The sequence below is a fragment of the Rhodanobacter sp. FW021-MT20 genome, from assembly GCF_041107475.1.
Lineage (GTDB): Bacteria > Pseudomonadota > Gammaproteobacteria > Xanthomonadales > Rhodanobacteraceae > Rhodanobacter_A > Rhodanobacter_A glycinis.
Genome location: NZ_JBGBPX010000029.1, coordinates 21,064 through 32,955, shown reverse-complemented (window position 1 = coordinate 32,955; position 11,892 = coordinate 21,064). Strand labels below are relative to the sequence as shown.

Below are 11,892 nucleotides of genomic sequence, written 5' to 3'. Positions count from 1 at the left end.
TGGATGTCGTAGCCGCGGTAATGCAGGTCGTTGCCGCTGCGGCCCACCGTGCACAGTGCGGTGTTGCCGGCGGCGATGCCGGACAGCGCCACGGATTTCTTGGCCTTGGTAAGGGTTTGCTCGCTCATGGGTGTCTCCAGGGTGCGGAAGAGTACTTCTGAATTTTTGCGGGTGCCCGCTTGATTTTTGTGGGAGCCTGCTCGCGGGCGATGCTTTTGCCTTCGACAAGTATTGGAACAAAAGCATCGCCCGCGAGCGGGCTTCTACACAGATGGGGTCAGCCTTTTTGGGTGGGAGGCATCGGGCCCGCAAGCCGCCTCGAAGCGAGGACGTCATGCACCTGCATCGGCTGAAACATGTCTTACTCTGCCGCCAACAAAAACATTGATCAATCTTGATCCAAGCGATCAATATGTTTCCCCGTCGCCAAGGACGATGTTCATCGTCGGCGGCTTCAACTGCCACCCCGCCGAGATCGAACGCATGCTCGCCGAACACCCGGCCATCGCCCAGGTCGCCGTGATCGGCGTACCCGACTCGCGCATGGGCGAAGTCGGCTGCGCCTGCGTGGTGCTGCGCACCGGCGCCACCCTGAGCCAGGGCGAACTGGTTGCCTGGTCACGCGCACGCATGGCCAACTACAAAGTCCCCCGCCACCTGCGCCTGTACGACGCCCTGCCCGTCAACGCCACCAACAAGGTGGCGAAGCGGGAGCTGGCGACGGAAGCACGGGCGGCGATGACGGTGGTGCGGTGAGGTAGCCCGACACGATCGGAAGTGATCCCCATGCTGGATTACGCTCAGTGAGCGGCTAAGCTTCGTGATGCCATCCATGTACGCCACTGGGACAAGAAGTGTTCGACCGACCCATCGTGATCCTCGACTTCGAGACTACCGGCCTGAGCCCAGACGCTGGTGATCGCATCACCGAGGTTGCCGCGCTGCGCATGGTCGACGGCGTGATCACTGAGCGATTCGTCACCCTGGTCAATTGCGGCACGCGCATTCCTTCGCATATCACGGCGCTGACGGGGATCAATCAGCGGATGGTCGATGGGGCACCCTCGGTCAAGCAGGTCATGCCGCAACTGCTCGACTTCATTGGTGAAGACGCCTTGGCCGCGCACAACGCCAGTTTCGATGCCCGCTTTCTTCTGGCCGAAAGCGGGCGCCAGGGACTATCCCCACGTCACGGCGGCCTGATCTGCTCGCTGAAACTCGCCAGACGGCTATTGCCTGGCCGCCCCAGCTACAAGCTGGGCGAACTGGCCCGGTCGCTGAACATTCGCTTCAACGGTGCGGCCCACCGTGCCGAAGCCGATGCGGAAGTGACGGTCCATCTGCTCAGCCACATCGGCGAGCACCTGTGCCGCACCTACTCATGCTCATCCATCGCGCCCAGCCTGCTCGAGGCTGTCACCCGCAAGAGCGCCAACAAGGTCCCCGACTTCCTGTCCCACCGGCTCGCTGCTGCTCATTGAGTGTTGGCACCGTTCCAGCCGGGAAGGCCGTCGACAGTGAAGCCCTTGAACAGCAGCTCGGTGGCAACCTGGTTCGCTTCCATCAGCCGCGGCGCGGCGATGCGGGTCAGTGCGGCCGATGCTTGCGCAATGCGCGCGTCGTCAAGCCAGGGCTGGCCATCACGCAGGTTCAGCGCGCTGATCTGGCGGCGTAGCGTGGTCTCCTGCAAGACCTGCTTGAAGTTGTCGCGACCAGTGCGCTCGGACGCATCGAGGTTGCCCTCGACATAGCGCCAGCCTAGGCCGACTTATTGCTCCACAAAGGGCTGTTCGACGGCATCCAATTCCCAGCCCACACATCCCCCTAATTGGTCGCGCGGCGATAACGCTCCTCAAGCGTGGGCATGCACCGCCAGTCGATCCAGTGCCAGCTCGATCATGCGATCGTCAAAAAGTGCCAGCTTGCGCTGACCGGCGGGTTTGCCGGCCGGCCACTCAGCCAGCCCCATCCTCACTGCAGGCACGGTCGCGTCCACGCCGCCCTCGCTGAGCAGCCAGTCGACCGTGGCCAGCAACTCCATGCCCAGTGGGGACTGAAAACCGTCGATCAACGCGCCGGTCTGTTCCAGTGCCTCGTGATAGGGCTGCGCTTCACCGCTGCGCAGATACGCCTCCATGCGCGGGCGGCGATCCTCCTCGAACCAGATCACGTCGGTCGGGCCAGCATCGGCCAGGCGCTTTTCGCAATGCAGGTAGCTGCCATCCAGACTGTTGAGCAGATGCTGCAGATCCTGCGCGTAAGGGCCGTACTTGTGGGCCTTGAACTTCAAACGCAACGGATCATCGAGACCGAGCGCGTGTACCCGGCGCTGCAGCAACCACGCCAGCTTCTGGATCTCCAGCAGCGAGCATTCGATACCCAATACCCAATAGCGCCGTACCAACTCGGCGATCAACGCGCGCGCGGGCGTGAGCTTCTCCACGCCATGGCGCTTGGCCACGTTCTGGTATTCGCGCGTGGGCTCGTAAACCTGGATATCCACGCCGTCGAGGTTACCTAGGGCTTCCTCAATCTTCGGCCGAACCTCGGCCCAGTTCAGGCCACCATTGCCGCAGCCCAAGGGCGGCAGCGCAATGGATCGAATATTGTTATCGACGATCACCCGGCGCAAATCGGCCAACCCATCCACCACCCACGAAAGCCTGGTCTTGGTACGCCAGTCCTGCTTGGTCGGGAAGTTGATGATCCAGCGCGGTCCGAGCACGGCACTGCGCTCCGTCACGAACATCTGACCGGTGCGTACCTCGCCTTGCTTGCAGGCAGCCGAGTACGCACGGAAGTTCTCGCCGAACGCGTCGCGGAACATCAAGGCGATGCCCTTGCCCATAATCCCCACCGTGTTGACGGTGTTGACCAGCGCTTCGGCCTCGGCTTCCAGCAAGTTGCCTGCGGTGTAGCGGATCATCAGAAATACCAGTTCGGTCGGACGTGCACCTGAAGGTCGATGCCGCGATCGGCAAGCAAGCCACGAATCGCTGCCGCGCCTGCTTCCCCATGGCAGACAATACCAAGAACCGCCTGTACTGGCACCTGCTGAAACACCAGCGCCTCGGCTTGGTAACGCTCGAACTTGCCCGGGTCGTTGGGATCCTTCTTGAAATCCCGCGCCTGCAGCTGCTGCCACGGGATCCAGTCTGCCAGATCGGCCAGCGCATTGCTGAACCGGGCCGTCGCCAAATACGCATGGCGGTCACTGAACACGTAATCGATGCCCAGCTCGGCCAGCCGCGGCAGCGAAGTGACCAGAAACACGATCTCGTCGCGCTCGCGACGTGTCACGCCGCCCCAACCCGTGCGGATGTTGTTGAGCATCGGCGAGTACGGCGTGAAGTAGAACGGCACGTAATCGCCCAAGGTGCCGTGGCAAGGTGGCGCCAGCGCATGCTCGCGCCGCCGGCCGATCAGGTCGGTGTTGCCGATGCCGACAAAGCCCGGATCCTGTACCGCCGAACGCGCGCAATGCAGCCCATGATCGAGCACCCAGGGCAGGTTGTCCCGGTGGGTGATCCGGAAGACCAGGGCCTTTTCGGCATTGAGCTTGAGCTCGGTCACGCCGTGGCAGCCTCCAGCAGCAGAGTAACGCGGACGCGGCCGGTGAGTAGGTCGTCCATGAGGCCAAATTTCTGTGCGCGAAGCTTCACGAGTTGATGTTGCTCGCACTGAATAGCGTCGTCACAAGCCTGGACCCTCTGACCGATTAAACGCTGCTCTTCAAATTCAATCGGAGCAGCGAGCGGCACTTGCCGAAGATCGGCCAACGCAATCTCGGCGAACGTCGTCCCCTTGATCTCAGCGAGGATTGATTTCTGGGCCCGGTGGTGACGAATGGCCCACAGAAGGAATGATGGATTGGTGCGGACACTGAGTGCAATTCGGGCCGTTCCTTGCGTTAGGTTTGCGCCATCCAAATCACACGGAACTGGCAATACCTTACCTACGGTTGCTCGAATGGCCATGACTAGATCACCTGTGCGGACTTCCGAACGCTTGTAGCTATCGGCGATACGACGTGACGTGCATAGCAACGATTCTCTTTCCAAGCAGTTAACCGGTACTGATCGAGCGTTGCGCTGCGTTGTCATCGCAACATTGCCCGACCTTTCGCGGGCGGTGGCGGGATTCTGGATGATAGGGAACGGCAGCAGGCAAAGCCATGTTTTGCCGTGGCAAGACCTGCATCCCGATGACCAGCGAATCGGATGGGTGGTCATCCATAACGCGTAGTGGTCGCAGATGGCGAGACGCCTCTTTCGGCAGGAACCGCGAGTGGCCCACGTGGGCCACCCCCACGCTTGCTCCGAGACGCCTCTTCCGCCAGGAACCGCAACTCGCGTAGCGAGGCGCACATCGGCAGCTTCGATGCCGGGGCGTGCTGGGGTCATTTCGGCACTTTCCGGTCGCGCCGCGTCGCCTGTTTTGAGCACGGAACCGGGCACGGACCGGGCACGGCTGATTTTTCGACGAACGAAGGGGTCGCAAGGGGTGTGACCCCAGCACGAAGTGCATCAGGGTCGTTTGGGCACGAAAAAGCCCGCGACGCCGGCGGGCTTTCATTGCATAACTTGCTGTTTTTACGATGAATTCTGGTGGCTATGGGTGGACTCGAACCACCGACCCCGGCATTATGAGTGCCGTGCTCTAACCGGCTGAGCTACATAGCCAGAATTCAAAATTGTACCGCGTATGACCCTTATGAGACCTTGTACGATGAAGTACATAGAAAGTCGTCTTGCAACGTGCACCATAAAATATATTTCTATGCATTTCTATAGAAATATAGTAGCAAAGCTATTTGCATAAGGAATTTTGTTACATGCATCAATCTAACAAACTTTGCTCAGATTTCTCTGCTGCCGGAAGTTAGGTAGATCAAGATCGTTAGATGACTGACACAGATATTGCGATCACTATGACCCCAGCACTACGCTTGCCGGATGGACACCCAACCCGCCTCACTCGACCCGCCGGACCTTGAGCTCTTTGCCCAGCTCGACGGCACTCCGGTGCCCAACTCCTGGAAGCCGCTGCTTGCCACCGCCCTGCTACGGCTGAGCGAACGCAGCGCCTTGGACCGCGCGCTTCTGAATCACCTCACTACAAACCTGCGCATCCACCAAAAGATCCTTCAGGCTTGGATGGCGCACCGAGACAGACGAGGCCTGAACCTCAACCCTGGGACCCAGAAAACATATCCCGTCGCGACCCTGCTGCTGGATTGGGTGCAAAGCACGGAAGGTTTCCCGGGTCACGATGTGCTGCTTGCGGTGCTCTGCGAATTCTCTTTGCGCCCGGAGGCGAATACTTCCCGCAAGCGTTTGGCCCATTTGGCGGCCACGCTGAGCGGAAGCTTGCACATTGAAGATTCCCGTACCCGGTTGCAGGCCATCCTGCTCGATGCTGCGACGGTTCCCGAAATGCAATCGCGTGTGGAACACCATCTCGAGACGAGCCCTCCGCTTTACCGCCCATTTGAAGACAAGTGGAAAAGTTGGCTGCGTGATCGCCTAGTCGGATTGATCTTGAACGACCCCGCCGCATTGCGACGAGCACTGCCTCTTCCCGCCTTGGCGCCGAGTCTGGAAGCCCCCGAGCTCACCGTGCAGGCCAACCTACTGGGTGACGCCGACGATGTCACCGAGATCCCCACGATCCTGACCCTGGCACTGGATCCTGGCGAGCAAGAACGGGCGCCGCGAGTGGATGTGATGCGGGCGCGTGCCGTCGGTCTTGTTCGGGCTAGCCAAGGTGATCTGCTCGCCCCGCTGGATCAGTTCGTGCCCGACGAGATCATCGCGGCTCTGGCCTGCGACGCTGTCCGGCAGGCCCAGGCCTTACAGGTACAAGGCCGCGCAGACGAATCCGAATCCTTCGTCGCCCTGGCCCTGGCCATCGCCACAGGATTGCGCGAGTCCGATCTGGTTCATGTGTGCTGGGGAGAAGCCGATCCACTCCATCCCACTGTCCATGAAAACCAGCCGAGCCTTGCCCGCCCCATCAATCGGCCTCCTCATGCCATCGTCCCCGGACCCGCACTCGTGGCATGGCTGGAGCCGTGGGCCGACCATGGGCTGTGGCCACTTCCTCCTTCCGTACACCAACTGCTGCTGGGCCTGACGAGCGAACCGGATCGAATGGGCCAGCACGTGCTGCCCAAGCTCGCCGCTGCGATCAGCCCACCGTACCGGTTGCGCGAGCTCATCAAGAGCATGCAACCCGGGCTCGCGCTCGGCGCCGGGGCAGTGCGCCAAGCCCTGGCTGCACATCTTGCACGACATCTCGGGCCGGATGTCGCACAGCTGGCCTTGGGCGACACCTTTTCCATGTCGGCAACCCCGACTTACTACAGCGCACTCCAGCACAGGGCCCTGATCACAACGGTTCGTGCGCTGCACACGACATGGTTCGGTGAATCGGCACCCGAGACCCTGACTGCTGACGGCACCTTTGGCTCACGACTGGTTCTCATGCCCGATGCCGCGCGCCGCTGGTCCACCGACCTGCACCACCGACGCCGCACACTCGCCCATCGCAAGAATCCATCCCTCATTGAGGTTTGGAGCCAGCACCGCGACTTCCTGGCCGCTGCCCTGTGTGCGGTGACGGGTCATCGCCCGGTGGACGCGATTGGCCAGATCGATCTGGATCAGGTCATTCCCGAGTACGGGTTGATCATTCTGCGCGACAAACAAATCGACCCGCTGCGCAAGGTCCGCATCGCCGCCACGGGGTCGCGCTGGCGAACTGCGTTGCGCGGTTTCCTCGATCGTCTGATCGCCATCGCAGCGCAAACCGACCTTCCCGAGGCCGCCACCTTGGCGATGACCATCCTTCGCAGCGAGGCGCCCCTGTTCAGCGTCCCGGGCACGAATGGGCCGATGCCGTTGACGGCCGAGGGACTGCGTGCTTCGATGCCCGAGGCGTTGCGAACCGTGGCCAACCATTACCGGCATCGCCTCAACCAGCAACTCCAGTCTCGCGGGGTCGATCCGGAACTGCGCTACGCCCAGCTCGGTTGGGTGGTCTCGCCAGCCCATGCCACCGCCGACCTGTCGCCGCTGTCCGCCCGTGACTTGGCCACGGAGCTGGCGCCCCATCTTGATGACCTCCTCCTTCAGGACGGCTGGTTCCATGCCAGCCAGCGGATCGCCCCCTGGCATTGGGAGGGCGTGCCACACAGGCCGCTGCGGGATTGGGCCACCGTGGCACAAGTCCATGAGGCGGAGCATCGCGGCGAAATCCAGCGCTTGCGGCAAAATCTGCATGAGCGTGGCAAGCCCACGGAGCAGGACATCCTCCCCCGACTGGCCAAGGCCATCAGGGAGCTGCTTCCCTCACTGCGTGTGAACGAAGCCACACGGACGCTCGAGCGCGCACCCTCGCCGAAGGATCAGCCCCCCGTCATCATCACGGATGATCTGTGGTTGCTGATCTGTGATCGCGTGCGCCAGCAGGACAGCCAGCCCGCGGAAGCGTTCGAAGCTGCGGTCACCCGCATCCTGCTACATCGGATGTTGACGAAAAGCCACAAGGCCGGATGGACCTGCGGTGCATTACCGCGCCGCCCGATCTTCAGTCAGACGGCCGAACCATCGCCGTTCCTGCCAGGCTCAGGGCTGGCAGTGCGCCACGCTGAACAGATGCGCGAGATTGTTCGCGAACGAGTGCGCGAAGGCCGTGCCCATGATCAGGGCACGCTGGCCCTGCTGGCCGTGCTGCTCTTTTCGCCCTACCGCGATGCGACATGGGCTACCGCCGCGGTCAATGCCGCCGCCGAAACCCGGCGGAGCCAAGCCCCCGGTGATTGTCTGCGGGTGCCCGCCACGCTGGATCACCAATCATTTCCGATGGCCTTCAGCGGAATGGCGGCCTTGCTGCTGGCGCGACGTGGCCGCGACGCGCCCAAGGGGCGTGCTCCAAACACCACGGCCGTTTATGACTGGCTCTTGAAGCAAGGGCCCACACCATGGATCTCCGACATCGAGCACCCCGACTTCGAGACAGTGGTCCAGACGCTCCGTGCGGCCGGGCGCCTTGAGTTATCCGGCCCCGAACGGGTGCTGATGCTGGGCCCGATTTCGTTGACGGGTGTATCCGCGGACCGCTACCACGCTGGAGATGACCGCTGGCCTGTGCGCACACGCGAGGACAGCGAACTCACTCCCGAGGAGATGCCCGCCCGGCCCCCTGCGCCCCAGCTTGCGCCGTTTGCCGACACCTCGACCCAGACGGCAATCCATCAGTATCGGGAGCTCACGGCCCTCCTCAATCCGGGTCTTTTTCCCAAGATTCTGGGCAAGGAGGGCGACGGACGCCATGGGTGGCGTGGTGCACTCGCCGGCCAACTGGACGTGCTCCAAGAAAGAGTCGGTGTCACCACTACGCTGGGCCTGATCGTGGGCTTTGCCTTGCATCGCCTTCGCTACGGGGGACTCAAGCGGCGCTTGCTTGAACACAGTTCGTTGCATACCGTCGTGACGCGCTTCGCACGTGACCTGCTCCAGGTCGTGGGGTCGCGCAACCTATTGGTCATGGACAGTGAGACGCTATGCCAAGTGTACCTCGCCATCCTTCTCGGGAAATCGCCACGTGCTCGCCCGCTCGTTTTGGAATCCCTGACATACTTTCAGTCTTATCTGGAAGCAGCCTACCAAGTGGATGCCGTCTCGTTTGCCGAGATGGTGGTGTTGGCGGGACCTCGATTCCACAGCGTTGATCCCGGACTCCTGACCGACCCTGAGGTCGAAACCGTCCACGACATCCTGTGCGCCGATCTCCGGGAGGAACAGAACCGCACCGACGCTTCACCGGACGCCGTGCGTGTCGCCGAGCTTCGTCTCGTGCTGTTCGATCTGCTGGAGGCCAGCGGCGCACGACCCGGCTCCGTGCACGGATTGACCCTCGGCGACGTGTACGTGTTGGGCGAGGGGCGCGATTTCATTCACCTGCATCAGACGGGCGAGTATGGCTCCGTCAAGACGATCACCGCCGTCGGTTTCGTCCCCCTCGAGGGGGCGCTGTGGACGCGAGCGCGCACCTGGGTCACGGAGTGGCTTGCGCGCGAGCGTACCCTCCTCACCGGAGAGGCAGTCTGGAAAACACCTCTCTTCGCCGAGACTCCGGGTAGCCGATCCCGCTTGGACAAGGCCTTGCTCCAACGACGCCTGGGGAGTTTGATCCGCTGGGTGACGGATGAGCGCAAAGCGCACCTTTACTGGCTGCGAAAACGCCGGGTCATGGCACGCCACCGCTCTGCTTCGCTCCCTCGGGCACATGCTGTGTATGGCGCCATGTGCGCGAATGGCCATGCCTTGATCACGACGCCCCTCACCAGCTACATCTGTGATCCCGCCATTGCGATGGCGCACAGCTTGCGGGAAGGTCGATCTACCTCGCGTGCGGACATACTGTCTTTTGCCAAGCTGCCGGCGGCTCCGCTGGATGTGGCTTGGTTGCGTCGCGGCGGCGCCCAAGGCGATGAGCGTCTCACCATTGTGTTCGAGCGCCTTCCGTTCGAAACCGTGCCGCCGCAAACCGAGCGCTACACCACGCCGCCGGCCCTTCTCCGCCAGAGGCGCCTGCTGCCGATGCACATCGATGCTTTTGCGCGATCAATGCATCAGGCGCAGTCGGTGGAACAGACCGCCTTGTATTCGGGCCTCTCCCTCCCGCAGACCGAACGACTGCAGAGAGCAGCGGCCAAGTTGCTACTGCAGCGAGGACAAGTGCCATGGCCACTCCCTGAGCTCCAGCATCCACGGGCGATGATGTCCCCGCCGCGCCTGTTGCAGGGAACGCACGGCATGCTTGGGATATTGCAGCAGCCTCCCACGCTGGCGTTGCAACGTTTGTCCGTGATATGGGCTGCTGGTGGCCATTGGGGCCGATTGGCGAAGACACCCGCCGCCCTTCATCTCAGCGATGAGGCACACGTGGCTCTGGCCCGGGAGGTGCTGCAGATGATGGCAATCCCTGCCGCGCAGATCACCATCGAGAAAGACGGTGGCCTGTGGGCTCTCCGGATTGATCGCCCCGGCGCGGATGGTCGGGAAGAACCTGCTGACCGGCGCACCTTGTCGGCGGCATTGAACTGGGTTCTCGCCATGGTGTGGCTGCAGCAGCAGCTCGTGGAAGCCCACTGAATGCCAAACGCGATGAACGATCCATCGGCACGCGAAGGCTATGCCCAAGCGTGCGCTTCGCACGGGCCGCAGCCGCAGCATCTACCCATCAGAACGATGACTCGACATCACGCAGCAGCCAGTTCGACCTTCACCCGATAACCCAACGCCTGGGCGGCGCGGCTCAATGTGTCGATCGTCAGACCGGTGTCGGTCTCGTTGAGCAAACGATCGAGCATGGAGCGGCTGGTATGCATCCGTTCGGCCATCGCCGTCTTGGTCATACCTTGGGCCTTCATGGCTTCCTGCAGCTGCCAGGCGATCACTCGCTTGATCGCACGTGCCGAGACTTCTTCGAGCACACCTTCTTCGGACAGGAATTCGTCCAGGGTGCCGCCAATGTGAGCATTGTGCTTAGCCATGATGAACCTCCTTCGCGCGGCGCTGAGCCAGTTTCAGTTCATCCTTGGGAGTCTTGTCGGATTTCTTGATGAAGCCATGCAAAAGCACCATGACCGGGCCCGACGTCGTGAACAGTACACGGGCAATCCCCGTGTCGATCGTACTTCGGACTTCCCACAAACCCGGATCCATTTTCCGCACCAGCGGCATACCAAGTGGCCAGCCGAACTGAACGGTCTTGATATCCTCGCCAATCATTTTGCGTGCGTCCGGCGACAAGGATTTGAGCCAGTCTCGAACCGGCTCACGGCCCTGATCCGTGGCATAGAACCGAACTTCAAGGACGGGAGAAAGTGGAGGCACCGGATAATTGTACCTATTTAGGTACAATTATGCAACCGAGATGGATCGTCGCCACATCGCCCATGCCATCGCGAAATGCACTCTTGGAATCGATTTGCGCTTTTTTGCTCAGATATGCGCTTTGAATCGGTGTTTCTGGGCACAACCCCCTGGCGAACATGACATCTAATAAGTGTGCGCCGCTCAAGGCGCATTGCCGAAGCCCAAACGCCATGATCAACACGAACGATGCAGATGCCACCCGTTTTGAGTTTCCCTTGACCGAAAAATCCAACCGCACAGGTCAGCGTCTTCTACTCGGCAAAGCCGACATCAAAGAACTACCTGTCATTGCCAAGTGCGTTTTAGCCTTGCTGGAATTTCTGCCCAACGTTCTCGAGCCGACCATCAGCTTGGAAGGGTCATGCATTCTCGTTTACGTTGCCCCCTCGCTATCAGCGCCAGCAAACATGACGGCCAACGACGCTCATGCCACCTGCATCGATGCCGTGGATACACTCACCATGACAGCCACAGAAATCATGCACAACTCAGAGCGCGCCAAGCCGTTACCGCTGAATGCTGTCGTCACCCACAAAAATGCGTCCAGCCTGCTGAGGGCCCTCGCCAGTGGCGACGAAGGACGTCAGTTCTCGGCCAAATTGAAATCCTTTTGCGCCGAAATACCTCTTCCTATTCTGACACCGGCAGAATTCACGAGCGCTGACCCAGAAACCAATCAGCGCAAAACAGGGACTTTCCGGGTCGTCGGCTTGATTCGCGGCGATCAAGGAGGCGGCCACCAATTTGTTCTTGGCGGTGGCCTCCGGGTCAACCTACCTGGCACCTCACGTTGGAAGTGGACCGAAATCCACGACGTTCTCGATTACGAAGCGCACATGGTAGGGACACTGATCCGCGAATCGGCGAGCGACGCTTGGTCGATCAGCGACGATACACATATTCAGCGGCAACCCCCGCTTCTCTAACCAGCAGCATGAGTCTCAGA

At 61.4% G+C, this 11,892-nt stretch carries 10 protein-coding genes, 1 tRNA gene and 1 pseudogene; 4 read left to right on the top strand and 8 right to left on the bottom strand.

The genetic code is table 11. The annotated features are described in order from the left end of the window. A pseudogene (locus tag AB7849_RS18855) lies at window positions 1-128 on the bottom strand (2-methylcitrate synthase); the annotation flags it as partial. Window positions 129-435: 307 nt separating this feature from the next. Here AB7849_RS18855 and AB7849_RS18850 point away from each other — a divergent pair. Both AB7849_RS18850 and AB7849_RS18845 read left to right on the top strand, forming a co-directional pair. Next, the gene (locus AB7849_RS18850) at window positions 436-756 is read left to right on the top strand and encodes an AMP-binding enzyme (RefSeq protein ID WP_008214983.1); all 321 of its coding nucleotides are present in this window, start codon (window positions 436-438) and stop codon (window positions 754-756) included. Between the two features lie 116 nt (window positions 757-872). After that, the gene (locus AB7849_RS18845; RefSeq protein WP_202799666.1) at window positions 873-1,481 is read left to right on the top strand and encodes a 3'-5' exonuclease; all 609 of its coding nucleotides are present in this window, start codon (window positions 873-875) and stop codon (window positions 1,479-1,481) included. Here the strand turns inward: AB7849_RS18845 and AB7849_RS18840 are convergent. The 5 genes from AB7849_RS18840 to AB7849_RS18820 all read right to left on the bottom strand — a co-directional run bounded on the left by AB7849_RS18840 (window position 1,475) and on the right by AB7849_RS18820 (window position 4,682). Then, window positions 1,475-1,690, bottom strand: coding sequence for a hypothetical protein (locus AB7849_RS18840; protein WP_008214981.1), 216 nt, complete (start codon window positions 1,688-1,690; stop codon window positions 1,475-1,477). The two genes, AB7849_RS18845 and AB7849_RS18840, sit on opposite strands and share 7 nt — an antisense overlap. A 162-nt stretch (window positions 1,691-1,852) precedes the next feature. Continuing rightward, entirely contained in the window at window positions 1,853-2,926 is a 1,074-nt protein-coding gene (darG, locus tag AB7849_RS18835) for a type II toxin-antitoxin system antitoxin DNA ADP-ribosyl glycohydrolase DarG (RefSeq protein WP_008214980.1), read from the bottom strand. Further along, window positions 2,926-3,573, bottom strand: coding sequence for a type II toxin-antitoxin system toxin DNA ADP-ribosyl transferase DarT (darT, locus tag AB7849_RS18830; protein ID WP_008214978.1), 648 nt, complete (start codon window positions 3,571-3,573; stop codon window positions 2,926-2,928). Before darT ends, darG begins: the two co-directional genes overlap by 1 nt. Beyond that, a complete protein-coding gene (locus AB7849_RS18825; RefSeq protein ID WP_157618191.1) occupies window positions 3,570-4,232 on the bottom strand; it encodes a restriction endonuclease subunit S in 663 nt (220 codons plus the stop codon). The genes darT and AB7849_RS18825 overlap by 4 nt, the downstream gene beginning before the upstream one ends. 373 nt (window positions 4,233-4,605) lie before the next feature. Then, window positions 4,606-4,682: transfer RNA gene (locus AB7849_RS18820), tRNA-Met, on the bottom strand. Between the two features lie 273 nt (window positions 4,683-4,955). Here AB7849_RS18820 and AB7849_RS18815 point away from each other — a divergent pair. After that, the gene (locus AB7849_RS18815; protein WP_008214975.1) at window positions 4,956-10,160 is read left to right on the top strand and encodes a hypothetical protein; all 5,205 of its coding nucleotides are present in this window, start codon (window positions 4,956-4,958) and stop codon (window positions 10,158-10,160) included. Window positions 10,161-10,267: 107 nt separating this feature from the next. Here AB7849_RS18815 and AB7849_RS18810 read toward each other — a convergent pair whose 3' ends face one another. Beyond that, window positions 10,268-10,561 (bottom strand): helix-turn-helix domain-containing protein, encoded by a 294-nt coding sequence (locus AB7849_RS18810; protein ID WP_008214973.1) that lies wholly within the window; start codon window positions 10,559-10,561, stop codon window positions 10,268-10,270. Further along, a complete protein-coding gene (locus tag AB7849_RS18805) occupies window positions 10,554-10,904 on the bottom strand; it encodes a type II toxin-antitoxin system RelE/ParE family toxin (RefSeq protein WP_037101756.1) in 351 nt (116 codons plus the stop codon). Before AB7849_RS18805 ends, AB7849_RS18810 begins: the two co-directional genes overlap by 8 nt. A 212-nt stretch (window positions 10,905-11,116) precedes the next feature. On the opposite strand from AB7849_RS18805, the gene AB7849_RS18800 reads away from it, so the two are divergent. Continuing rightward, window positions 11,117-11,872, top strand: a complete 756-nt coding sequence (locus tag AB7849_RS18800; protein ID WP_369501516.1) for a hypothetical protein — start codon at window positions 11,117-11,119, stop codon at window positions 11,870-11,872. Window positions 11,873-11,892 lie beyond the last annotated feature (20 nt).

Coding starts and splice junctions, on each gene's coding strand:
- AB7849_RS18850 (WP_008214983.1), top strand. CDS start 436: ATGTTCATCGTCGGCGGCTTCAACTGCCACCCCGCCGAGATCGAACGC.
- darG (WP_008214980.1), bottom strand. CDS start 2,926: ATGATCCGCTACACCGCAGGCAACTTGCTGGAAGCCGAGGCCGAAGCG.
- AB7849_RS18825 (WP_157618191.1), bottom strand. CDS start 4,232: ATGACCACCCATCCGATTCGCTGGTCATCGGGATGCAGGTCTTGCCAC.
- AB7849_RS18815 (WP_008214975.1), top strand. CDS start 4,956: ATGGACACCCAACCCGCCTCACTCGACCCGCCGGACCTTGAGCTCTTT.
- AB7849_RS18810 (WP_008214973.1), bottom strand. CDS start 10,561: ATGGCTAAGCACAATGCTCACATTGGCGGCACCCTGGACGAATTCCTG.
- AB7849_RS18800 (WP_369501516.1), top strand. CDS start 11,117: ATGATCAACACGAACGATGCAGATGCCACCCGTTTTGAGTTTCCCTTG.